At 68.8% G+C, this 23,647-nt stretch carries 16 protein-coding genes; 10 read left to right on the forward strand and 6 right to left on the reverse strand.

Annotation, left to right across the window (positions count from 1 at the left end; genetic code table 11):
* A complete protein-coding gene (locus tag HMPREF0591_RS19185; RefSeq protein ID WP_007170310.1) occupies positions 1-1,224 on the reverse strand; it encodes a cytochrome P450 in 1,224 nt (407 codons plus the stop codon).
* A gap of 92 nt (positions 1,225-1,316) precedes the next feature.
* Here HMPREF0591_RS19185 and HMPREF0591_RS19190 point away from each other — a divergent pair, with 92 nt between their 5' ends.
* Complete coding sequence (locus HMPREF0591_RS19190; protein WP_007170311.1) at positions 1,317-1,946, forward strand: TetR/AcrR family transcriptional regulator; 630 nt, start codon at positions 1,317-1,319, stop codon at positions 1,944-1,946.
* A 3-nt stretch (positions 1,947-1,949) separates the two neighbouring features.
* Here the strand turns inward: HMPREF0591_RS19190 and HMPREF0591_RS19195 are convergent, their stop codons facing one another.
* On the reverse strand, positions 1,950-3,032 hold the full coding sequence (locus HMPREF0591_RS19195) for an NAD(P)H-dependent amine dehydrogenase family protein (RefSeq protein WP_040623130.1): 1,083 nt from the start codon (positions 3,030-3,032) through the stop codon (positions 1,950-1,952).
* Between the two features lie 62 nt (positions 3,033-3,094).
* Entirely contained in the window at positions 3,095-3,883 is a 789-nt protein-coding gene (locus HMPREF0591_RS19200; RefSeq protein WP_007170313.1) for an SDR family NAD(P)-dependent oxidoreductase, read from the reverse strand.
* Positions 3,884-4,093: 210 nt separating this feature from the next.
* Between HMPREF0591_RS19200 and HMPREF0591_RS19205 the strand changes: the two genes are divergently transcribed.
* Positions 4,094-4,693, forward strand: a complete 600-nt coding sequence (locus HMPREF0591_RS19205) for a TetR/AcrR family transcriptional regulator (RefSeq protein ID WP_040623132.1) — start codon at positions 4,094-4,096, stop codon at positions 4,691-4,693.
* A gap of 10 nt (positions 4,694-4,703) precedes the next feature.
* On the opposite strand, the gene HMPREF0591_RS19210 is transcribed toward HMPREF0591_RS19205, so the two are convergent.
* Entirely contained in the window at positions 4,704-5,831 is a 1,128-nt protein-coding gene (locus HMPREF0591_RS19210) for an NAD(P)H-dependent amine dehydrogenase family protein (protein ID WP_007170315.1), read from the reverse strand.
* A gap of 432 nt (positions 5,832-6,263) precedes the next feature.
* Here HMPREF0591_RS19210 and HMPREF0591_RS19215 point away from each other — a divergent pair, with 432 nt between their 5' ends.
* The 8 genes from HMPREF0591_RS19215 (at position 6,264) to HMPREF0591_RS19245 (ending at position 13,658) form a co-directional block, all read left to right on the forward strand.
* Positions 6,264-6,911, forward strand: a complete 648-nt coding sequence (locus tag HMPREF0591_RS19215) for a hypothetical protein (RefSeq protein WP_050790088.1) — start codon at positions 6,264-6,266, stop codon at positions 6,909-6,911.
* Positions 6,912-7,136: 225 nt separating this feature from the next.
* Positions 7,137-8,660 carry a nitric oxide reductase activation protein NorD gene (locus tag HMPREF0591_RS19220; RefSeq protein ID WP_007170317.1) on the forward strand — a complete coding sequence of 508 codons (1,524 nt, stop codon included), beginning with the start codon at positions 7,137-7,139 and terminating at the stop codon, positions 8,658-8,660.
* The gene (locus tag HMPREF0591_RS19225) at positions 8,657-9,466 is read left to right on the forward strand and encodes a CbbQ/NirQ/NorQ/GpvN family protein (RefSeq protein WP_007170318.1); all 810 of its coding nucleotides are present in this window, start codon (positions 8,657-8,659) and stop codon (positions 9,464-9,466) included. Before HMPREF0591_RS19220 ends, HMPREF0591_RS19225 begins: the two co-directional genes overlap by 4 nt.
* Positions 9,467-9,482: 16 nt before the next feature.
* Positions 9,483-9,611, forward strand: coding sequence for a hypothetical protein (locus HMPREF0591_RS34435; RefSeq protein ID WP_007170319.1), 129 nt, complete (start codon positions 9,483-9,485; stop codon positions 9,609-9,611).
* Positions 9,612-9,700: 89 nt separating this feature from the next.
* On the forward strand, positions 9,701-10,306 hold the full coding sequence (locus tag HMPREF0591_RS19235) for a hypothetical protein (RefSeq protein ID WP_425270223.1): 606 nt from the start codon (positions 9,701-9,703) through the stop codon (positions 10,304-10,306).
* Positions 10,307-10,325: 19 nt separating this feature from the next.
* Positions 10,326-10,757 carry a hypothetical protein gene (locus HMPREF0591_RS19240; protein WP_007170321.1) on the forward strand — a complete coding sequence of 144 codons (432 nt, stop codon included), beginning with the start codon at positions 10,326-10,328 and terminating at the stop codon, positions 10,755-10,757.
* Positions 10,758-10,889: 132 nt separating this feature from the next.
* Positions 10,890-11,036 carry a hypothetical protein gene (locus HMPREF0591_RS32420; protein ID WP_007170322.1) on the forward strand — a complete coding sequence of 49 codons (147 nt, stop codon included), beginning with the start codon at positions 10,890-10,892 and terminating at the stop codon, positions 11,034-11,036.
* Between the two features lie 39 nt (positions 11,037-11,075).
* Entirely contained in the window at positions 11,076-13,658 is a 2,583-nt protein-coding gene (locus tag HMPREF0591_RS19245; protein ID WP_007170323.1) for a cation-translocating P-type ATPase, read from the forward strand.
* Here the strand turns inward: HMPREF0591_RS19245 and HMPREF0591_RS19250 are convergent.
* Both HMPREF0591_RS19250 and HMPREF0591_RS19255 read right to left on the reverse strand, forming a co-directional pair.
* Positions 13,655-16,297, reverse strand: coding sequence for a sugar epimerase family protein (locus HMPREF0591_RS19250; protein ID WP_007170324.1), 2,643 nt, complete (start codon positions 16,295-16,297; stop codon positions 13,655-13,657). The genes HMPREF0591_RS19245 and HMPREF0591_RS19250 overlap by 4 nt on opposite strands.
* A 25-nt stretch (positions 16,298-16,322) precedes the next feature.
* Positions 16,323-23,647 (reverse strand): type I polyketide synthase (locus HMPREF0591_RS19255; protein ID WP_007170325.1); only part of this gene is annotated, 7,325 nt, incomplete at its 5' end.

The following is a 23,647-nucleotide window of genomic DNA, read 5'->3' on the forward strand; positions in this document are numbered from 1 at the left end:
TCACCAACTGACCGGAAGTTCTTTCATGCCATAGATGTTGGCGTCTTTGAACCTCAGCTCCGCGGGCGACACCGCGAGTTTCAGCCCGGGCAAGCGACGCGCCAGCGTGGCGAACGCGACCTGCATCTCGACGCGGGCCAGGTTGGCTCCGATGCATTGATGCACCCCATAACCGAAGCCCAAGTGTCCGCGGGTGTTTCGGTCGACGTCCAAGGATTCGGGATGGTCGACGAAATCGGCGTCCCAGTTCCCGGCGAGCAGGCTCATCATGACGTACTCCCCCGCACGGATCAGCTGACCACCGATCGTCAGATCTTCCGTCGCCACGCGATCGACCTGGCTGTGCACGATGGACAGGTAACGCATGAGCTCTTCGACGGCGTTGGCGATGACGGCCGGGTCCTCGGTCCGCCCGAGTCGCTCGAACACCTCGGGCTGCTCGAGCAGCGCAACGGTTCCCAACGAGATCATGTTGGCGGTGGTTTCATGACCCGCCTGCATCATGATCACGCCGTTCATGGCGGTGGTGGTGTGGTCGAGTTGGCCCGTCGCCACGTATTCGGTGAGCAGGCGGCTGATCAAGTCGTCGCCGGGTTCGCGCGCTTTGCGTTCCACCAACTCCTCGATGTAGGCGTACATGGCCGCGAACGCCCGGCCCTTTTCTTCGTCGGTGGATTTCTGGTCAAGCCCCTTGGTGGTGTTGCGCTGGAAGAGTTCGAGGTCTTCGGGCGGCACCCCCAGCAGCAGCGCGATCACCATCGACGGCACCGGCAAGGCGAATTCGCGCACCAGATCGGCCGGTGGGCCGTGCTCGATCATCCGGCCGAGATAGTGGTCGACCATCTCCTGAATGTGCGGCCGCATCGATTCGCAACGCCGGAAGGTGAAGTTGCTCGTCATCATGCGCCGCAACCGGTGATGCTCGGGATCGTCGGTCCGCGCGAACATCACCGCGACCTTGTTGTCGGCGTCCGTCGGCAGGATCGAGTCCGGAATGGTCTTCGCGGACAACCGCGGATCGACCAGCGCCGTCCTGATGTCCCGGTAGCGACTCACCACCCAGACGGGCTTGCCCTGGAACATCGCCCGCCGCAGGCCGGGTTCGTCGCGCCAGTCCGCGAATTCGAGCGGGGCCGCCAGCGGGCAATGCCTCGGCCGAGGGAGGGGCAACAGGGGGAGCTCTGCGTCCGAGCAGGATTCGCTGGCCTCGAAAGATATTGACATGTCCCGCGATTCTGATTAAGTGTCAGCTATCTGCCAGTTGTAGAGCGTAAAGCGCGGTTAGTTGGCAGTCAACCGTCAGTTACGCTGTCGAGATGACCGCCGTCGAGGACCGGCCGCTGCGCGCGGACGCGGCGCGCAACGTCGAGCGCATTCTGCGCGCGGCACGGGAGGTCTATGGGGAGCTGGGGCCGGATGCGCCCGTGGAGGCGGTCGCCCGGCGCGCCGGCGTCGGTGAGCGAACCCTCTACCGCAGGTTCCCCACGAAGGCCGACTTGGTGCGCGCCGCCCTGGATCAAAGCATTGCGGAGGATCTGACGCCGGTGATCGAGGGCGCCCGCCGTGCCGATGACCCGCTGCGCGGTCTGACCCAACTGATCGAGGCGGCGATCTCGCTGGGGGCCCGCGAACACAGCCTGCTGACCGCCGCGCGGCGCGCCGGTTCACTGACGTCCGACATCTCGGTTTCGCTCAACGCGGCGCTCGGCGAGCTGGCTCGTCAGGGCCAGCGAGCCGGCAGCATCCGCGCCGACCTCGTCGCCGACGACCTGCCTCGCTTGGTCGCGATGCTCTTCAGCGTGCTGTCGACCATGGATGCGAACAGCGACGGCTGGCGACGTTACGTCGCCCTCGTCGTCGATGCGATCTCGGTCGGCCAACGCGGGCCGTTGCCGCCGCCGGTGGCGCTGCGTTATGCGGTCGGTCCGAACAGCTGGCCGCTGTAAGCCCTACCGCTCATCCCACATCAGGCCGCGCATCGTCGCGGACAGCGGGATGTCCTCCACGCCGATGAGTCCTTCCGGGGCGCTGCACACCCAGTCGATCGCATTCACGGCGCGGCCCGCCGTGGCGATGCAGCCGGCATCGGTGGAATCGAACAGGGGATGCGAAACGTGGGTGTTGATCTCCACCCGGGGCTCGCCCTCCACGACGACGCGGTGCACACCGGTATGCCCGTCGGGGGGGAACTCCCAGTCGGGTGCCGCGGCCTGGGTGAGCCTGGTGACGTGCTCGAGGGTGATCACCGGCTTGCCGTCGCGCACACCCTCGGTGGCGAAGCGCACCGCGGCCATTCGTCCGGGATCCACCGTCATCATCGCGCACTCGATTCGTTCCGGTGTGTACCACGGTTCGACGCGTTGGCGCACGTCGTCCAGCTTGATGTCGAGATTGTCCGCCAGGCTGCGGACCTGACCTCCCCACATCGACACGATCACCCCGGGCAGGAACATCATCGGCGAGTCGTCGTCCGGGGCTGAACCAAATCCCATTGCGGCACCGGTGAATTCGGCGTCGTCATAGTTGCCGTAGTCGAAGATCTCCTGCACGGTGATCGAACCGACGCGGGTGGTCAGGCTGACCGCCGAGTGGACCAGCGTATCGCCGGAGAAGCCGGGGTCGATGCCGTTGACGTACAGCGACGTGTTGCCGGCCGCGCAGGCACGCTCCAACGGCTCGCGCAGCCAACCGTCGGCGTGGCGCGGCGTGACCAGCCAGACCATCGACGTCCCAACGACATTGGTGCCCGCCGCCAGGAACTTGGCCATCTGCTCGATGGCTTCCGTCGGTCGTGTCTCACCCTGGGATGTGTAAACCACGCAGTCGGCCCCGAGGGCGACCAGGGCGTCGACGTCGTCGGTGGCGACGATCCCGGTCGGTTCGTCGAGCCCACACAGCCGCGCCGCGTCCTGGCCGATCTTCTCCGCGCTCGCGGCGTGCACTCCGACCAGTTCGAGATCGGGTCTACCGATGATCGCCCGCAGCGAGTGCCGGCCGACGTTCCCGGTGGAGAATTGAATGACTCTGCGCACGGTTACCCTCGTTCTTCCAGCGGTGCTGCGACCCATCATGACCCGTTCACGCGGAGCGCAGGTCAGTAATCGGGTATCGGCAAAGGGGAATTGTTCGAGTCGATGCCGCCGTCGACGTGGAAGACCGCGTTGGTCGCGTAACAATCGCGCGTGCAGAGGTACACCGCGAGCCGCCCGAGATCTTCGACGTCACCGAGCCGGTGCAGCGGGGTGGCCTCTTGCATCTTCTCCAGCGACCCTGGCATCAGATCCAGGCTGCCCTTCAGGCCGTCGGTGGCGAACGAACCCAGGGCAATGGCGTTGACGCGAATCTTCGGCGCGAGTTCCTGCGCCATCGCGCGGGTAAGCGCTTCCAGCCCGCCCTTCGCGACGCAATACGCGGTCAGCGCCCGGATGCCGAACCGCGCCGAGCCCGAGGAGATGTTGATGATGGAACCTCTTCCGGCGCTGAGCATCTGGGGTGCCACGAGCTGGCTCATGATGAACGCGGAGGTCACACACCAGTCGAACGTATGCCGGAAATCCTCGTCGGTGATATCCAGGAAGCGCGCGTAGGTCGACCCGCCGACGTTGTTGACGAGGATGTCTATGCGGCCGAAACGCTCCATGGCGGTGTCGACGACCCGTTCTCCGTCCGGACGACTCATCGCGTCGGCGACGAGCGCCAGTCCCTTGCCGCCCGCCGCCTCGATACCCTCGATCGTGCTCACGATGTCCGCTTCGGTTCGGGCGGTCCCGACCACCGTGACCCCGGCCTCCCCCAACACCCGGGCGATGCCCGCCCCGACGCCCTTCCCGGCGCCGGTGACGATCGCGACCTGTCCGTCCAGCCGGAACTGCTCCAATGCCATGTAAGCTCCTTCAGCCGCGCGTGCCGGGTGCGCGTTCAATCTAAGAATATTGCTGACTAAAGTCAATGAACTCACGGTGTCGCCGCTGCGCCTCGCAGGTGCGACCCGATAATGCCCAAGTATTGCAAGCCTTGCTGGCCGGAAAGCGGCATACTTGTCCAGGTAGCCCTGGGGCTCATAGATGAGTCAGGTCAACTTATGAGGAAGAAAATGGCTGTGACGGACCGGTTGTCGGCGCGAGAAGCAAAGCGCTTGCAGACCAGGGAGCGATTGATGGGCGCCGCCATCGCGGAGTTCGCCCGGGCCGGAATGGCCGAGGCCGACGTCGGCGCCATCGTGGCCGCCGCCGGTGTCGCCCACGGGACCTTCTTCTTCCACTTCCCCACCAAGGAGCATGTGCTGCTGGAACTGGAGCGCCGCGAAGAGGACCGCATCGCCAAGCAGTTCGCCCAATTCTTGAAGTCCGAGCACGATCTTGGTTCCGCGCTGAACGAGGCGGTCCGCCTGGTGATCGGATTGGAACGCCGGCTGGGCGATCTGCTCTTCAACGACTTTCTCGCACTGCACTTCTCACAGACTCGTCCGCCCACCGAAGACGGCAGGGATCATCCCCTGATCGTCCTGGTCGCCCAGGAGATCGCGCAGGCTCAAGACCGCGGCGAGATTGATCCCGGCGTCAGCCCGATGAACAGCGCGGTGTTCTTCTTGCTCGGCCTCTACTCGCTGTTGATCACAACCAACCACTGGCCGACGGGCCGCGCCCTGTTGGAGGATTACGTCGCGCGGACGTTGCGCAGCATGCAGCCGTGAGGCATGCGCGTCAGGGACGGATCACGCCGCGCAGCGGTATGAGCCCAAGTTCCTTGTGGGTCATGAAACCCGGCGGGGCGTCGCAGACGGCGGGAATGGCGTTTGCGGGGCCCATCGCGGTCCAGGTGTAGCCGGGCAACGCATAGCCGCCGCCCGGGTCCTGCGCCCCCTGGAGGATCAACTCCGTGGACGAGTCGCCCTCGACCACGATGCGATAGTGATAGTGCTGAGGCCAATCCTGTGGTGGCTCAATGGCATCGTAGGTGTCCATCGTGTAGATCTCGTGGAAGACGATGAGCGGGCGGCCCTCGACCCACGCCGTCCATTTATGATGCTGGCGGGCGACTGTCCCCGCCCGGATCACCCCTGTGAAGCCCGGCATGTCACTGGTTTCGGATCCTTCGAAGGGAATGTCGCGCGTGGCGACCCCCAGTTCCACCTCCGTGGTGTACCTTTCGACCGTCTTGCCCATGTGCTCGACGATCATCGCCATCGACTGCGCGAACAGCGGCCAGGCCTGCCCCAATAGATTCGGGCCGTCCTCGAACCCAGACGGGTCACTGCCCATTCCCATCTCGAACAAGTACTTCAGGGTGTCCCTGCCGAAATTCACTACCTCGTAGATGTGGATCGTGTCGATCTGGCTGACGATGCGGGCCAATGTCAGGACTAGCAGGTCGCCCGCGAAACCCGGGTTGATACCGCCGGCATGGAACGACGTACCGCCGTCCAGGCAGGCGGAATGGATCTTGTCGATATCCGCCTGACTGTGTTCGGTTCGATACCACCACGCGCCGCCCGAAGCGACCACGTTCTTGCCCCCGCGCAGCAGGCGGCAGACTTCATCGGGATCGAACCACAAGGGCGCATAGAACACGCAATCGGCATCAAGGGCCTCGACGGCCGCCTTGTCGTCGGTGGCCAGCACCCCGATCGGTGGCTTACCGCAGAGCTCGCCGGCGTCTTTACCGACCTTCTCGGGGCGATTGCAGAGCACTCCGACCAGTTCGTAGGCCGGGTTGTGCACAAAATGGCGCAGCGCCACCGTCCCGACATTGCCGACGCCCCACTGGATGACGCGGTACTTCCGCTCGGCCGGCGGCTTCGCACCGGATGTCTTTTCTTGGGTGAGCGTCATCGCTACTCCTTTGCACGCACCGACTTTCGCTATGCGGAACGCGCGGTCTCGCCGGCACACCGGCCTGAACGGCGGGGCGCTCGCTGAGCGTAGGCCTCGGCAGAATGATGTGTCAACGACTTACGACCTGACTTGTGTCAGTCACATTAGCGGGCAGACAGCGCCTGGCAGTCACCCGGTTTCTACGCTTACCGGTATTCCCATGTTGCACATCGCCGCTGAGCCGACGGCCGGGGCGCAATGGGCACCCGCTGGGCGTCGCCGGTCGACAGTTATGCTGACTACAGTCAGCCTGTTATAGTGCACGGGCCGATCCAATCAGCGTCGATGACGGGGAGGGTTGTCGTGAATCCGCCGAAGCTGGACCAGCACAATGCCGGCACCGGCGACCGCTCCACCCGCCCTTCGACCGGCCTGACCATCGACGAGCACATGGAACGGTCGCACCTGGCGCAGCGTCGGGCCGACAAATGGCTTATCTCCGGCAGCCTCCTGATCGGCACCGCGGCGCTGGGCGTCTTCGGCTTGCCGCTGTTTCTCTGGGGTGTCCGACTGCTGCGCCGGGCCCTGCGAGACGGTCTCTCGGTGCGCCCGATGCTGGTCACGCTGCTGGGCTATCTGGTCATCATCGACGCGGCCATCAACACCGTGGGCTGGGCGCTCGACCTGGTGGCAAACCACACGCTGCTGGCCCGCGTGCTGCTGAACGGCTGGGGCAACATGTTCGACGCCGGTTATTTCTGGCACTACAACGAGCTGTGGGTCGGCGGGGCGGCCGGTCCGGGCGAAAAGGCGTGGGAAGTGGGCCTCATCCTGACCGTCTTCACGATGCGCATCGCCGCCGCCATCGGCTTTTTGCAGATGAAACGCTGGGGCCATCAGTGGATGGTGGTCACCTGCTGGATGGGCGTGGTGATCTGGATCGGCTACGTGTTCAACATGACCATGTTCGCCGACGTACGCTTCGCCGGCGTCGTGCTGCCGGTCGTCGGCTGGTGGCTCTACGACATCTTCTACATCACCCCCTTCCTCGCCATCCCCTACCTGCACACCGTCAACCGTGAACTCTTCTCCGATTGACCATGTCTGCGCGAACGCTTCGACACCACGAGCGAGTCATTCGTCACCGGGCCCCGGGCCCGCCACCAAGGAGGTCAAATCGTGGCTTATGTCTGGGAGATCCTTCGGTATGTCGCCGCGTGGGGTGGCACCGGACTGATCATCTGGTTCTGGTACTGGCTGTTCTCCAACATCGGGACGTTCTGACCGCCGAAATGGACCGCCCGGACTCGTTGGATTCGGCCAATGCCTGAAGACTCCCACGCGATGGCACTGGAGCGGAGTTGCTCGGTCACAGCGGTCGCGCTGAGCGAGCGACGTCGTGAGGGCGCCCGGCTGGTCACCGGTGACCGGCGCCGGTTCGGCCTGAACGCGGCGTTGACGTTCGTTCACGTCCCCTACCCGCCGCTGTGCGATTGGACCCGCAGGGCCCTGACATGCGGTGTGGCCCTGCAATGTTCACCGTCCAAGGATCGGATCACCGAATATCGGCTGAACGAGTTGTCCGCTCGAGAGGTGCGCGCCCTCAGCGTTGTCGAAGCCGGGGTCGCCCTCGGTTGGCTGGCCTCGCGTTGGCCGGGTCTGCTCCCCGACGCTCGACGCCTGCTACCGGACCTGCACACCGAAGCCGGCGACCTGACCGCCGTGGAGATGCTCAATCGGGCAATCGCGCTGGCCGCCACGCGCCGGGCATTGACGGTCCATCCGCTGCTGGGCACCTTGCCGCTGGCGTTCACGGCGCCGCAGGGCTTGGCCGACCGGTTGCGTCGGAGCTTAGGCAGGATGCCCTGGACCACAGCGCAAAAGCGGCTGCCACGGCCGTACTCGGTTCCCGTTGGCGGCGACGGCGGTGTCCGTAATCCCAATCTGCCGCCGCCAAGCCGGCCGCAGGACAACGATTTCGACGTGACCCCCGAACACCGCCCGGGGATTCCCTATCCGGAATGGAACATGTGGACCCGGCAATTCATGCGCGACCACGTCGCGGTGATCGAGTGCGGGGACGCCCGGCGCACACCGGCTCCGGTGCCCGTGGCCATTGACGTGCGTAAGTGGTTCGAAGAACACACCCACCGTGGGATGGCGAACCGCCTCGAGGACGGCTCGGACCTCGACGTCGACCAATACGTCAGCCACTACATCGACCTCACCACCGGCGAGGCCAGGGAGCCGAGGATATTTCGCGAGTTGCTGCCCATCGGCCGCGACGTCACGACCGCGGTGCTGCTTGACGGCAGTTCATCGCTGGGGGTGCACGGAGGGCGAATCTTCCAACTGGAATTGGCCTGCGCCGACGCGCTTTCGCGCGCCATGACCCTTGCCCGAGAGCGACACGGCGTCTTCGCCTTCACCGGCAACACCCGCCATCGTGTCGAAGTCCATTGCCTGAAGGATTTCAACGACCGCCGGCTGGTGGCGCCCAGCGGGCTCGGCCTGTCGACCCGCGGGTACACCAGGCTCGGTGCGCCGCTGCGCCATTTGACCGGCCGGCTGCTCGCACAGGCGTCCGAACGACGGCTCATGATCGTGATCGGCGATGGTCTGCTCTCCGACGAAGGCTATGAGGGCCGCTACGCCTGGGCGGATGCCGCGCACGCCGTCGAGGAGGCCAACGAAGCGGGGGTGTCGATCTATTACGTCGGCGTGGGGCCGGCCCGTGTCGATCCCCTACCCGAGGTGTTCGGGCCCCGACGGTCGCAACGGATCCGACGCGTAGAGGAGCTTCCGCGGGTGTTGGCTCATGTCCATCGCGAGCTGGTTGCCGCATGAGTGCCGCCACCGACACCTACTTCGCAAACGGCAACGAAGTCCAGCTCTTCGAGCAGGCCTTCCGCCGGCGCATGCCGGTGATGCTCACCGGCCCGACCGGTTGCGGCAAGACGCGTTTCGTCGAGCACATGGGCCTGCTGTTGCAACGGCCCGTCGTCACCATCAGTTGCCACGACGACCTCACCAGCTCCGATCTCGTCGGCCGCTTCATGGTGACCGGCGGCGACGTGGTCTGGACCGACGGTCCGCTGACCCGGGCCGTCAAAGCCGGCGCGATCTGCTACCTCGACGAAGTCGTCGAGGCTCGCCACGATTCGCTGGCCATCCTGCATTCGCTCACCGATCACCGGCGATCGCTGTACCTGGATCGAGCGGGTGAAGTGGTGACGGCGCCGGATTCCTTCATGCTGGTGTGTTCGTACAACCCGGCATATCGCAGCTCGCTGAAGGAGCTGAAACCGTCCTTCCGGCAGCGGTTCGTCACCCTCGCGATGCGTTACCTCCCGGCCGAGCGCGAGGCCGAGGTGATCGTCGCCGAAGCCGGGATTCCCCTCGCCACGGCGCGTCGCTTGGTCGACTGCGCGGTGGCGATCCGCACCGCCGACGAAGCCTTTCACTTCGAGCCGCCGTCGACCCGGGTATTGGTCACCGCTGCACACCTGATCGCTTCCGGCGCAAGCGAATTGGATGCAGCCGAGGCTTGCATCCTCGCGCCGTTGAGCCTCGACGGCGCGGTCACCGACGGTCTGCGCGAAGTCGCGGCGGCCAGCCTGGCCACCACCGACGCCCCGAGTGCACGCCCCTAGGAAAGGAGCCGACGGCATGGAACAACAGGAGAGGAAGCGCAAGAGGGCGCTCATCGTCTTCCAGCTGTTCATCTACGGCTACTTGCTGGTGATGTTCGGCATCCAGCTCTACATGTCCTTCGCCCGTGGCTGGTGGGACTTGTGAAACCTGTTGTGGCGCAGGATACAAGCTCGGTCAGCCTGGACGATCACCACGACGCGTCCCGCCACGCGCAGCGCCGCGCCGACAAGTGGATGATCGTCGGCGCCGCCTTGATGGGCATGTGGGCTCCGGGCCTGATCGGATTTCCCATCTTCATGCGCGGAGTTTGGCTGCAGCGCCAGGCGCTGCGCGCCGGCCTGTCGGTCCGGCCCATGATCGTGACGCTGATCGGTTATCTGGTGCTGATCGACGGAATGCTCAACAGCCTCGGCTGGGCCCTGGACCTGGTTGCCAACCACACCTTGATCAACCGGGTGCTGATGGTCGGCTGGGGCAACATGTTTGATGCCGGCTACTTCTGGCACTACAACGAGCTGTGGGTCGGCGGCGCGGCGGGGCCGGGCGAAAAGGCTTACGTGGCGGGGCTGATCCTCACGGTGTTCTCCATGCGGGTGGCCGCGGCGATCGGGTTCCTGCAGATGAAGCGGTGGGGCCACCAGTGGATGGTCGTCACTTGCTGGATGGGCGTCGTGATCTGGACCGCCTACGTCTTCAACATGACCATGTTCGCCGACGTGCGTTATGCCGGCGTCGTTTTCCCGGTCGTCGGCTGGTGGCTCTACGACATCTTCTACATCACCCCCTTCCTCGCCATCCCCTACCTGCACACCGTCAACCGCGAAATCTTCACCGACTAGGTCTTAAAGGAGCAGCGCCATGACCGCCCCGTCACCCACCGAAGAACACGGCCCGGCCGCGGATCTCGAGCCCGGGACCACGCCGTACTACGCGCGAATGCACAAATGGATCAAACGCGCCGTGTTGGTGTGCCTGGTGGCGCTGGTCATCGAAGGCGCCTTCACGTTGCCGTTCATGGCCGTGTATTACGGCTACCCCACCCTGAGCCTCACCGAAATCTGCAGCGAGCTGTTGAAGATTCGCTATTCGAACGACACGTTGGAGTGCAAGTACCCGTACCCGCCGTTCGGGGCGCCGGAGGGCGCCGAGGGAAAGGCCACCGCGCAAGACGTGTGGGGCATCCAGCCGATACCGAAGTATCACCGGCTCGGCTTCCGCGAACTGGTCAGGATCCACAACGAACGGCTGGCTCGCCAGGCGGCCCCACAGCACGCGGCGCCGCACCCCTGACGATCGATCCGGTCGGTGGACGGCGCGCGCCGCGGACGGGAGTCCGGGGCGGGCGACAGCGGGTGTGACGTTGGACTCTATCCCCCGGCGCCGTAGTCGTTTTCGCTGGCTTGGTGAGCGACAGGAGGGGTCATGGGAACGGTCGAGATGATCGGTCTTGGGGTGGCGGGCGTGGTGGTGGCGTCGGTCTTGTGCGTGATCGCGGTGAGCATCGCGGTGGGGTGGGTGCGCCGGAGACCGCTGAACGGCCGCACCGGCGAGCGGCGGCGCGGTGTGTGATGGCCGCCATGCGGCCGGGCCGGTAGGGCGGTCGGTGCAGTGAGCGTGACGGGATCCGCGCCGGCGCGGTTGGGCCTGACCTCGGAGCAGGCCACCGCGCGATTGCACGCGGAGGGCCCGAACCGCCTGCCCGCACCGCGCAGGATGCCGGCTTGGCGACGGCTGCTCGCGGAGATGGTGCACTTTTTCGCGCTGCTGTTCTGGGTGGCCGGCGGCCTGGCATTTATCGCGGGGATGCCGCAACTGGGTGTGGCGGTGTTCGTCGTGATAGTGCTCAACGGGCTGTTCGCGTTCGCTCAAGAACAACGCGCCGAGCACGCGTCGGAACGGTTGGGCGAGCTGCTGCCCCGGCGCGCCACCGTCGTCCGCGACGGGGTGGGCCGGCAGATTCCGGCCGAGGAGTTGGTGATCGGTGATGTGGTGCTGCTCGCCGAGGGCGATCGCATCTCGGCGGATCTGCGGCTGGACGTCACGCACGCGCTGGCGGTGGACACCTCGGCGCTGACCGGAGAGAGTGTGCCCGAGCACCCCGCGGTCGGTGAGGAAGTGCATGCGGGCTGTTTCGTGGTGGAAGGGGAAGGCCGGGCCACGGTCGAGGCGACCGGCCGGCACACCAGGCTGGCGGGGATCGCCCGGCTGACCCAGGCGCAGCGGCCCGCGCCGACCCCGCTGCGCAAAGAACTCGACCGGGTGTCCCGCCTCATCGCTGCCGTCGCGGTCGCCGTGGGAGCGGTCTTCTTCGGCGTCGCGCTGCTGCTCGGCACGCCGCCGTCCGCCGGGTTCCTGTTCGCGGTCGGAGTGACGGTGGCCGTGGTGCCAGAGGGTCTGCTGCCCACCGTCACGCTGTCGCTGGCGATGGGAGCGCAGCGGATGGCCGGCCGGCACGCGCTGGTGCGGAATCTGGAGGCGGTGGAGACGCTGGGCTCAACGACGTTCATCTGCACCGACAAGACGGGCACATTGACTCGCAACGAGATGTCGGTGGTCGAGGTGTGGATGCCGGACGGGACGGCCACCATCGACGGCAACGGCTACGAACCGACGGCCACGGTGCACTGCACGGGCGGCGAGGCCGCTCTCCGGGATCTGGCCCGCGTCGCCGTGCGCTGCTCGTCTGGGCGCGTGACCGAAAAGGACGGTCGCTGGGTAGCGCACGGGGATCCGATGGAGGCGGCGCTGGATGCGTTCGCGCGCCGGGTCGGCGTCAGCGCCGACGAGGACGCTCACCGGAACCCGGACGTGGCGAGGTTTCCCTTCGACACCCGTCGCCGCCGCATGTCCGTGGTCGCCGGGAACATGGTGTTCGTCAAAGGTGCTCCTGACGCGGTCTTTCCGCGCTGCACGGTTCCGCCCGGGTCAACCGACACCCTGCGGGCGCTGGCTCGCCGCGGCCTGCGCGTGCTCGCGGTCGCGGCGCGCGAGCTCACCGGCGAAACCCCCGAATCCGACGCCGACGCGGAGCGGGACCTCACCTTGCTGGGGCTGATCGCGCTGGAAGACCCGCCGCGCCAGGGCGCGGCCGCCGCATTGGCCGCCTGCCGTCGCGCCGGCATCCGGGTGGCCATGGTGACCGGCGATCATCCCGACACCGCGCGGGCCATCGCCGTCGAAGTGGGCCTGCTGGGTCCGGACCAGTTTGTGGCGACAGGACACGATCTGCCCAGCGACGATGCGGAGCTGGGCGCGCTGCTCGACAACGACGGGGTCGTGGTCGCGCGGGTGACGCCGGAAGACAAGCTGCGGATCGCCCAGGCGTTGCGTCACCGCGGCCATGTCGTGGCGATGACCGGAGACGGCGTCAACGACGCCCCGGCGCTGCGCGAGGCCGCGATCGGGGTGGCGATGGGCCGTTCCGGCACCGACGTGGCCCGCGAGGCCGCCGACTTGGTGCTGCTCGACGACGACTTCGGCACCATCGTCGCCGCGGTCGAACAGGGCCGCGCCACGTTTGCCAACCTGCGCCGATTCCTCACCTACCACCTCACCGACAACGTGGCCGAGCTCGCCCCGTTCGTCGTCTGGGCCCTCAGCGCCGGGACATTCCCCCTCGCGATCGGGGTGCTGCAAGTGCTGGCTCTCGACATCGGCACCGACGTCCTGCCGGCGTTGGCCCTGGGCGCCGAGCCGGCCGGCGCGCACGTGCTGGACCGGCGCCCGACGCGCCGGCACCTGCTCGACCGTACCTTGTTCGCGCGCGCATTCGGGGTGCTGGGCCCCGTCGAGGCCGCCGCGGAACTCGTCGCCTTCGTCGTCGCGATGCTCGCGCTCGGCTGGCGTCCGGGCGCGCCCTTCCCGCACGGTTCGGCGCTGCTGGCCGCCTCGGGCGCGGCGTTCACCGCTGTGGTATTCGGGCAGGCGGCCAACGCGTTCGCGTGTCGCAGCACCATCCGCCCGGTGTGGGCGGTCCGCCGGCGCGCGAACCGGCTGCTGTTGGTGGCCGTCGCGGTCGAGATCGCCATGCTGGTGGCGTTCCTTTACCTGCCGCCCCTGGCCCGCCTGCTCGGCCAGACCGGGCCGTCGTGGATCGGCTTCCTGGCCGCCCTCCTCGCCATACCGGCGGTCCTGGGTGCTGACACGCTCCAGAAGGGTTTCCGGCGGTTGCGGCCGGCCCGCACGGGCTAATGCGGGACGTCGGGCCCGCGGTCGCTTGCCGGCAGCGGCGGGTCGCCCCCGGAGGACAGTTCGAGCACCCGGATTTCGCCCGAGGCCCCGTCGACCTCGACGAGCGCCCCGGGCGGCAACAGCTTGGTGGCCCCCTGCACGTCGACCACGCAGGGGAACCCGAATTCGCGGGCCACCACCGCGGCGTGGGACATCGGGCCGCCGAGTTCGGTCACCACGGCGGCGGCGTAGCAGAACGCGGCGGTGTACCCGACGTCGGTGACCTCCGCGACGAGGATCTCGCCGGGCTGCAGGTCGTCGATCGTCTCGGGCCGCACGATGCGCACCCGGCCGCGCACCTTCCCCCCGCACACGCCGACACCGCGCAGGGCTTCCCCGCTGGTGAGCGCCGCCGGGGTCGTCGTGGTCGGTTGCCAGCTTCCGCTGAACACCGTCGGTGGGACCACGGCGGCCAGCCGGCGTTGTTCGGCCCGGCGTCGGGCCACCAGCGCCCCGACATCGGCGGGCAGCGCGTCGAGCTCGTCGACGAGCAGGTAGAACACCTCGTCCGCGGGGTCGAAGATTCCGGCCTCGACCAGCCTGCGCCCGTACTCGCGCATCAGGTTGCGCAGCACCCAGTTGGCCCGCACCACTTTGTCGCGACGGGCTTCGCGGTCGCGCAGCTGGCGCGCCGCCAACTGCGCAACGGGCTTGGCGTGCAGCGGAATACGGGGGCGGCGCGGGTGAGGCGCCGCGGGGGCGCTCATCGCCCTGGTCACCATCCGGACGAGCAACTCGGGATCGTCAGCGTAGCTGACCGACCGCATCTCGAGTTCGGCGGGGCCACGATGCCCGATCAGCGCCAGCTCGGCCAGCACGGCGGCGTGAAACTCCGGCGCCTCGACGGCCAGCTTGCCCAGCCGCTCCCCCGGTTCCGCCAGCAGCGCTGTCACTTTCGGGTCGCGCTGCGCGGCGACCACCAACCGCTGCATTGCCTCGACCGATCGCGCACTGACCAATTCCGGTCCCGCCGGCGCGGCGGTGTCGCGTCCACACAAACCGCGCAGCAGGACGTTGAACGCCGCGCACAGCATGAACGACGCCGACGCCAGCACCCAGCCGTGCACCACCTCGTCGCGCGCCAACGAGATCAGGCTCAGCAGCCGACGATCGTCCAGCCCGCTGACATCGCCGGTGAGGCGTTCGAGGCGATCGACATCGGCGACGAATTCGTGGGTGTCCTTGGACGAGCCCGCGGACAGACCGACGAGGTTGACACCGAATACCCCGATGTTGCGGATGGTCCGCAATTGCTTGCGGATCCGGCCGGTTTCGGAGCGTGGACGCTCCGCACCGAAGATCGGCAACGACGCCATGCTCGGACCGAAAAATCCGCTGTTGCTGACGATCGTCGCCGGCTTGGCGAACGGCACGGTTTCGGCCATGTAGTGCGCCGACGTGATGGCCCCGTAGAGGCGGTGGGCGAAGACGGCGACGGTCCGCGTGGCGATTTCGCGCTGGACGATGCCGCCGGGGCGCAGCCGCTCGGCGATGGCCACGCCGCCCGCGCGCAACCCGCGCACGGTCGCCGAGGCCGACGCCGGCGAGAACGGGCCGGGAAGCGCCTCCGACAAATTGGTGGCCAGAAAAGTCGGAAAGCGCGGATCGATCGGGGTGTCGAATTCCCCGTTGTCTCCGGGCGGGCCGGCCCAATCGGGCTTCACCCCGTCCTCGGTGGGCGCATCGACGGACGGAAGGTCGCCGATGGTGGCCATCCGCCACGGCAGCGACACCACCCGCCCGCCCACGGTGACCCGCCCGCGCACCGCGAGCGCGAAATCCTCGACACATTCACTGGAGTTCCACGCCGGCCGGAATCGCCACTGCTCCCGCAACCGCGCGGTATCCATGAACGCGGCGCCGTGCACCAGTCGCAGCTCGGCCAGTTCGAAGCCCAGTCGAATGACGGGGCGTCCGAGCGCGGCGGCGATCCGACGGAAGGTCAGCTCGCCCGGGGCGGCGAGATTGACCGGGCCGCTGCCGATTTCGGGGTCGACGATCGCCCGGTTGAAGAGCCGAAGGGCGTCGTCGGGGTGGACGACCTGCATGAGACGGTCGGCGGACCCGTCCGGGAATGCCGGCAGCGCCAGCAGCCGGCGCACCCAATTATCGACGCTTCGGCCGATGATCAGCGCCGAGCGGATGGCGACCCATTCCAGGTCCGAATCCTCGAGCATCCGCTCGACCTGGGCCTTGTGCTGACCGTCGGCGCCGACCGGCGTTCTGGCGTCGTGCTCGGTCTTCGGCGCGTCCCCGCTGCCGTAGACGTGCGCCGACGAGGCGAAGACGATCCTGCTGGCCCCGGTCCGTGCCATCGCCGCCAGCACGTTGCGGGTGCCGTCGATGTTGACCTGCCGGCTGACCCGGGCGTCGGGTCCGGGGCTGTTCGCCCACGCCAGGTGCGCGACGACGTCGGCGCCGGTCAAGGCGCGGGTGACGGCGTCGGTGTCCCGGATGTCGGCCGCGACGAATTCGGCCGCGCTCGGCCAGCTTTCGGGCCGTTGCCGGGAGATTCCGATGACGTCGTGGCCCTGGCTGAGCAGGCGGGCGGTGAGCCCGCGGCCGAGCACACCGCCGGCACCGGTGACGGCGATTCTCACTGACTGCCCTCGCGCAAGGTCATGGCTATTCGTCGTCGTCCATCAGCGCCGCGTTGAGAAGGTCTTCGAGGTCCATGTCCGCGATGTCCTTCTCCGAGGTCGCGGCGGCGGCCGGCGATTGTCCGTCCGCGCGACTGCCGTCGGCCTCGTTCGCCAACGCCAGCAACAGTTCCAGCACCCCGGCCTGCCGCAACCGTTTGACCGGAATCGAGCCCACGGCGCGCTGGATTTCGGCTTCCCCGGGCGCGGCGGCCGGGCTCTGTTGCTCGGCCGCGCCTACGAGCTCGCGGTGCATGTACCCGGCCAGCGCCGCGGAGTTCGGGTAGTCGAAGATCAGCGTGGGCGACAGCGCCAGCCCGGTGGCGGATTTCAGCCGGTTGCGCATCTCGACCGCGGTCAGCGAGTCGAAGCCCAGTTCCTGGAAGGCCCGGTCGGGATCGATGGACTCGGGGCTGGAATTGCCGAGCACGGTGGCGATGTTGGCGCGCACCAAATCCAGCAGAACCGCCTGTTGCTCGTCCTCCGGCAGCCCTTCGAGGCGTTGCAGCAGAGCCGATTTCGACTTCGCCGCGGCCAGCGAGTCGTCGACCTGGCGCCGGGTGGGCGCGTTGATCAGGTCGACGAACATCGGCGGCAACGTCCCACCGTCGAACTTGACCCGCAGGGCGGCAAGGTCGATGTGGGCGGGCAACAGGAACGGCTCGTCGACGATGAGCGCGGTGTCCATCAGTTCCAGCGCCTCGTCCGAGGACATCGCGACGATTCCGTCGCGGCCGAACCGGGCACGGTCGGCGGCGCCGAGCGCACCGGTCATGGCGCTGGCCTGATCCCACAGACCCCAGGCCAGCGACATCGCCGGCAGGCCCCGCATGCGCCGGTGCACGGCCAGGCCGTCCAGGAACGAGTTGGCGGCCGCGTAGTTGGCCTGGCCGGACGCTCCCGCCAACCCCGCCATCGACGAAAACATCACGAACGCGGACACATCCAGGTCCCGGGTCAGCTCGTGCAGGTTCCACGCCGCGTCGACCTTGGCCCGCAGCACCGACGCCACCCGCTCCGGAGTCAGCGACGAGATCACCGCGTCGTCGAGCACGCCGGCCGCGTGGATCACCCCCGACAGCGGCCGGTGCACCGGGATGTCGGCGATCACCTTGGCCAGCGCCTCGCGGTCGGCCGCATCGCAGGCCACCACCTGCACCTGTGCGCCCGCGGCGCTGAGCTCCGTCACCAACTCGGCGGCCCCCGGCGCGTCCAGCCCGCGCCGGCTCACCAGCACCAGGTTCCGCGCGTCGTGGCGGTTCACCACGTGGCGGGCCAATGCCGAACCGGCCATGCCCGTGGCCCCGGTGATCAACACGGTGCCCGCCGCCCAGGCGTCGGGCATGGTCATGACGACCTTGCCGACGTGGCGGGCCTGGCTCAGATACCGCAACGCCGCGGGCGCGCGACGCACGTCAAACCTGGTCACCGGCAAGGGCCGTAGCACGTCGTCGGCGAACATGGCGGCCAGCTCGTCGAGGATCCGCGCGATGCGGTCCGGCCCGGCCTCGAACAGATCGAAGGCGCGGTAGCGCACACCCGGGTGCTCCCGCGCCACCGCGTCGGGCTCACGCATGTCGGTCTTGCCCATTTCCAGGAACGCGCCGCCGGGCGCGACGAGTCGCAGGGAGGCGTCCACGAAGTCGCCGGACAACGAGTCCAGCACCAGGTCCACGCCGCGACCACCGGTCGCCGACCGGAACTTTTCCTCGAAGTCGAGGCTGCGCGAGTCCGAGATGTGATCGTCGTCAAAGCCCATGGCCCGCAACGTGTCCCACTTGCCGCGGCTGGCGGTGGCGAAAACCTCCAGGCCGAGGTGCCGGGCCAGCTGCACCGCGGCCATGCCGACGCCGCCGGCGGCGGCGTGCACCAGCACCCGCTGGCCCCGCTTGGCGGCGGCCAGGTCCACCAGCGCGTAGTAGGCCGTGGCGAACACCACCGTGGTGGTGGCCGCCGCGGTGGGCGACCAGCCGGCCGGCATCTTGGCGAGCAGGCGCTCATCGGTCCGCGCTATCGTGCCCGTGCCGTCGGGGAACAGGCCCATGACGCGGTCGCCGACCGCGAAACGTCCGCCGCCGGCGGCGGTTTCGATCACGACACCAGACGCCTCGATGCCCATGACGGCGTCGGGGTCCGGGTACAGCCCGAGCGCAATCATCACGTCGCGGAAGTTGGCGGCCAGCGCCGACACCGCGACCCGCACCTGCCCGGGGCCCAACGGCGCGTCGGCGTCCGGGATGCGCTCCATCCGCAGGTTCTCGAACGTGCCGGAACTACTCATGCCCAGTCGCCACGGCCCGTCGCCCGGCGGCACCAGCAGGCCGGCGACGGCACGAGTGCCATGCACCCGTGCGGTGTACACCGTCGAGCCGCGCACCAAGACCTGCGGCTCACCGACGGCCAGGGCGGCGGCGACGGACTCGTCGTCCAGCCGGCCGTCGGTGTCGACGAGCACGATTCGTCCGGGGTGTTCGGTCTGCGCCGAACGCACCAGCCCCCACACGGCCGCGCCCGCGAGGTCGGTGACGTCCTCCCCCGGCAACGCCATCGCGCCGCGGGTGGCCACGACCAGCGTGCCGGACCCCTCGCGGGCGAGCCAGGACTGCAGCACGGGTAACACCGCGCGGGTGGCCGCGTACACGTCGGCCACGACGTCGTCGGCCACCGGCGCGGACTCGAACACCACCGCCGCGGGTTGCGCCTCGGCATCGTCCAATGCCGTTGCACCCCAGTGGGAAACGGTGACGGGCTGCACCGACGTCGATCGCTGGGCCGACCAGATGACCTCGAAGAGCCGGTCGGGTCCTGAATGCGACACCGCCGCCAGCAGCTGCTGGTCGGTCACCGGCCGGGCCACCATCGACCCCACCGACAGCACCGGCAGCCCCAATCCGTCCGCCAGTTCGATCGACACCGCCGAATCGCTCACCGGCACGATCCGCGCGCGCACCGCCGTCGCACCGGCCGCGTGCAGCGAGATCCGCTGCCAGGAGAACGGCACCAGCATCGAACCTTCGGGGAGTTCGTCGCCGTCGGACGTCAGGATCACCGCGTGCAGCGCCGCGTCAAGCATGACCGGGTGGACGCCGAACCCAACCCCCGAGACCCCGGCGTCCGCGGGCAGGGCGACCTCCGCGAACACTTCGTCGCCGCGGCGCCACATCGAGGTCAGGCCGCGGAACGCCGGCCCGTAGCCGTAGCCGCGGTCGGCCAGGCGTTCGTAGCCGTCGCCGACGTCGACGGGGGTCGCACCGATCGGCGGCCACGCCGACAGGTCCGCGCCCGGCTGCACCGCGCCCGCGCGCAGCACCCCCTCGGCGTGCAGCGACCAACCCGAACCCGCGTCCGTGCGCGAAAACACCGACACCGCGCGGGCCCCGGCTTCGTCCGCGCCGCCCACGACGACCTGCACGGCGACCGATCCGGTGGCCGGCAACACCAGCGGCGCCGCCAGATTCAGTTCGTCGACGACGCCGCAGCCCACTTCGTCGCCCGCGCGGATCGCCAATTCGACGAACCCCGCGCCGGGGAACAGCACCACGCCGCCGACGGCGTGGTCGGCCAGCCAGCCCTGGGTGCCGGGCGACAACCGGCCGGTCAGCACCACCCCGCCGGACGCCGGCAGCTCCACCACGGCGCCGAGCAGCGCGTGCTCGCCGGGCGCGAGACCCAAGCCCGCGGCGTCGACCGTTGTACCGTCGCCGGCGAGCCAGAACCTCCGCCGCTCGAACGCGTAGGTGGGTAGCTCCACGAAATTGGCTTGCCCGATGGCGCGGCGCCAGTCGACGTCCATCCCGGCGACGAATCCCTGCGCGACCGCGTTGACGAGGATCACCGGTTCCGGGCGGTCCTTGCGCAGCGCCGACATGGTGACGATCGGGGCGTCGGCGAGCGACTCTTCGATCGATGCCGTCAGCCCGCCGCTGGGGCCGACCTCGAGGAAGCGGGTGGCGCCGGCCGAGTGCGCGAAGCGCACGCTGTCGGCGAACCGCACGGCTTCGCGAATGTGCCGTTTCCAGTAGGCCGGCGACGCGAAGTCGTCGCCCGCCGGCTGCCCGGTCAGGTTCGACACGATCGGAATCGTCGGTTTGCCGAGGGCGAGTCCCGCCGCCACCGTGCCGAATTCGTCGATCATCGGATCCATCAGCGGGGAGTGGAACGCGTGGGACACCGCCAATCGGTGAACGCGGCGGCCGTCGGCGCGCAGCCGGTCCGCGATCGCGGACACCTCGTCCTCGGCGCCCGAGATGACCACCGACGCAGGCCCGTTGACGGCGGCGATGCCAACCTGTTCGGAGCGCTCCAGCAGCGGCCGCACCTCCTCTTCGGTGGCCTGCACGGCGAACATCGCCCCGCCCTCGGGCAGGGCCTGCATGAACCGGCCCCGGGCGGCCACCAGCACCGCCGCGTTTTCCAGCGACAACACGCCGGCGACGTGCGCGGCCGACAACTCGCCGATCGAATGGCCGAGCACCAGATCGGGGTGGATGCCCCAGGACTCGAGCAAGCGGAACAAGGCGACTTCCACCGCGAACAACGCCGGCTGCGCGAATTCGGTGGTGTTCAGCAGGCTTTCGTCGTGCCCCCACATCACTTCACGCAGGGGCCGCAGCAGGTGCCGGTCCAGTTCGGCGACCACGGTGTCGAACGCCACGGCGAACGCCGGGTAGGCGGCGTGCAAGCCCATCCCCATGCCGAGGATTTGCGCGCCCTGGCCGGGGAAGACGAAGACGGTCTTGCCGCCGGACACCGCGGTGCCCTGGACGACCGATCCGGCGCCGCCGGTGGCCAACTCGTCGAGGCCGGCGAGCAACTGGTCGCGATCCGCGCCGACGACGACGGCCCGGTGGTCGAAGTGCGATCGGCCCGCCAGCGACCATGCCACGTCGGCGCCGTCGAGCTCATCGCGCCGGCGGAGGTGGCCGGCGAGGCGATGGGCCTGGGAACTCAAGGCCGACAACGACTTTGCCGACACCACCCATGGGATGACGGGCAATTTCGTGCGTTCCGGCGCCGGCGCGGGCTGGGCCGGCGCGGACTCGATGATCACGTGCGCGTTGGTGCCGCTGATGCCGAACGACGACACGCCGGCGCGGCGCGGACGGTTGGGCTGCCAGGGCCGCGGCTCGGTCAGCAGCGCCACCGAGCCCACCGACCAGTCGACGTGCGGGCTGGGCTCGTCGACGTGCAGCGTCGCCGGCAACGTCGCGTGCCGCATCGCCAAAACCATCTTGATCACGCCGGCCACGCCGGCGGCGGCCTGCGTGTGCCCCATGTTCGACTTGATCGAACCGAGCAACAGCGGCTCGGTCCGGTCCTGCCCGTAGGTGGCCAACAACGCCTGGGCCTCGATGGGGTCGCCCAATGTCGTTCCCGTGCCATGGCCTTCGACCGCGTCGACGTCGGCCGCGGCCAATCCGGCATTCGCCAGCGCCGCGCGCACCACCCGCTGCTGCGACGGACCGTTAGGCGCGGTCAGCCCGTTGGAGGCGCCGTCCTGGTTTATCGCCGAACCCCGCACGACCGCCAGGACGGGGTGCCCCAGCCGCTGCGCGTCCGAAAGGCGCTCCACCACCAGCATGCCGCCGCCTTCGGAGAATCCGGTGCCGTCGGCGGCGCCCGCGTAGGCCTTGCACCGGCCGTCCGCGGACAGCCCGCGCATGCGGCTGAACTCGACGAAGATGTCGGGTGTGGCGTTGACGGTGACGCCGCCCGCCAGCGCCAGGTCACACTCGCCCGAGCGCAGCGACTGCGCGGCCATGTGCAGGGCCACCAGCGACGACGAGCAGGCCGTGTCCACCGACACCGCGGGCCCCTCCAGGCCGAGCGCATAGGACACCCGGCCCGACGCCACGCTCGACGACTGGCCGGTGAGCCGGAAGCCCTCCGCGGCCGGGGCGGCGCCCATGCCGTAGCCCTGGGTGTACACGCCGGCGAAGACGCCGGTCGCGCTGCCGCGCAAGGCGCCGGGCTCGATCCCGGCCCGCTCCAAGGCTTCCCACGACAGCTCGAGGAACATCCGCTGCTGCGGGTCCATGGACAGCGCCTCGCTCGGCGCGATGCCGAAGAAGGCGGGATCGAAGTCCGCGACACCGTCCACGAAGCCACCGGTGCGGGTGTAGCAGGTGCCCGGGACGTCGGGATCCGGGTTGTAGATGCCGGCCAGGTCCCAGCCGCGGTCGGTGGGGAACTCCGAGAGCACGTCGCGGCGCTCGACGAGCATCTGCCACAGATCGTCGGGGGAATCAACCCCGCCCGGGTAGCGGCACGACATGCCGACGATCACGATCGGGTCGTCGCCAACTGCGCGGGCGACCGGGGCCGGCGCGACTTCCTGCGGCACACCGGCGAGTTCGCCGCGGATGTAGCCCGCCAGGCCATTGGGGGTCGGGTAATCGAAGATCAGGGTGGGTGAAAGCGCCAGCCCGGTCGCGGTTTTCAGCCGGTTGCGCATTTCGACCGCGGTCAGCGAGTCGAAGCCCAGGTCCTGGAACGCCTTGTCCGGGTCGACCGCCTCCGGCGTGGTGTTGCCCAGAACGGTGGCGATGTGCGAGCGCACCAGATCCAGCAGCACGGCGTGCTGTTCGGTTTCGGGCAGCCCGTGCAACCGGTGCGCCAGAGCCGATTTCGACTTCGCGGCCGCGAGCGAGTCGTCGACCTGGCGCCGCGCGGGCGCGTTCACCAGGTCGGCGAACATGGGTGGCACCGCGGCGGCGTGGGCGCGCAGCGCGTTCAGGTCGATGCGGGCGGGCGCCATGAGCGGCTCGTCGACGGCCAGCGCGGTGTCGAACAGTTCCATCGCCTCGTCCGACGACAGCGCCAAGATGCCGTCGCGGCCGAGCCGGGCCAGGTCGGCGGCGTCCAGGCCACCGGTCATGGCGCTGGCCTGATCCCACAAGCCCCACGCCAGCGAGATGCCCGGCAGGCCGTGGGCCCGCCGATGCGCGGCCAGCCCGTCCAGGAAGCTGTTGGCCGCCGCGTAGTTGGCCTGGCCCGACGACCCCACCAGCCCGGCCATCGACGAGAACATCACGAACAGCGACAGGTCGAGGTCGCGGGTGAGCTCGTGCAGGTTCCAGGCGGCATCGACCTTGGCGCGCAACACCGCATCGACCCGCTCCGGCGTCAGCGACGTGACTACCGCGTCGTCGAGCACGCCGGCGGCGTGGATCACCCCGGTCAGCGGGTGCTCGGCCGGGATCGCGGCGATCACCGAGGCCAGGGCCTCCCGGTCGGCCGCGTCGCACGCGACCGCGCGCACCCGGGCCCCGGCTTCCTCCAATTCCGCGATCAACTCGGCGGACCCCGGCG

Source organism: Mycobacterium parascrofulaceum ATCC BAA-614 (assembly GCF_000164135.1).
Lineage (GTDB): Bacteria > Actinomycetota > Actinomycetes > Mycobacteriales > Mycobacteriaceae > Mycobacterium > Mycobacterium parascrofulaceum.

Coding starts and splice junctions, on each gene's coding strand:
- HMPREF0591_RS19200 (WP_007170313.1), bottom strand. CDS start 3,883: ATGGCATTGGAGCAGTTCCGGCTGGACGGACAGGTCGCGATCGTCACC.
- HMPREF0591_RS19220 (WP_007170317.1), top strand. CDS start 7,137: ATGCCTGAAGACTCCCACGCGATGGCACTGGAGCGGAGTTGCTCGGTC.
- HMPREF0591_RS19225 (WP_007170318.1), top strand. CDS start 8,657: ATGAGTGCCGCCACCGACACCTACTTCGCAAACGGCAACGAAGTCCAG.
- HMPREF0591_RS19185 (WP_007170310.1), bottom strand. CDS start 1,224: ATGTCAATATCTTTCGAGGCCAGCGAATCCTGCTCGGACGCAGAGCTC.
- HMPREF0591_RS32420 (WP_007170322.1), top strand. CDS start 10,890: ATGGGAACGGTCGAGATGATCGGTCTTGGGGTGGCGGGCGTGGTGGTG.
- HMPREF0591_RS19205 (WP_040623132.1), top strand. CDS start 4,094: ATGGCTGTGACGGACCGGTTGTCGGCGCGAGAAGCAAAGCGCTTGCAG.
- HMPREF0591_RS19215 (WP_050790088.1), top strand. CDS start 6,264: ATGGAACGGTCGCACCTGGCGCAGCGTCGGGCCGACAAATGGCTTATC.
- HMPREF0591_RS19190 (WP_007170311.1), top strand. CDS start 1,317: ATGACCGCCGTCGAGGACCGGCCGCTGCGCGCGGACGCGGCGCGCAAC.
- HMPREF0591_RS19235 (WP_425270223.1), top strand. CDS start 9,701: ATGATCGTCGGCGCCGCCTTGATGGGCATGTGGGCTCCGGGCCTGATC.
- HMPREF0591_RS34435 (WP_007170319.1), top strand. CDS start 9,483: ATGGAACAACAGGAGAGGAAGCGCAAGAGGGCGCTCATCGTCTTCCAG.
- HMPREF0591_RS19240 (WP_007170321.1), top strand. CDS start 10,326: ATGACCGCCCCGTCACCCACCGAAGAACACGGCCCGGCCGCGGATCTC.
- HMPREF0591_RS19210 (WP_007170315.1), bottom strand. CDS start 5,831: ATGACGCTCACCCAAGAAAAGACATCCGGTGCGAAGCCGCCGGCCGAG.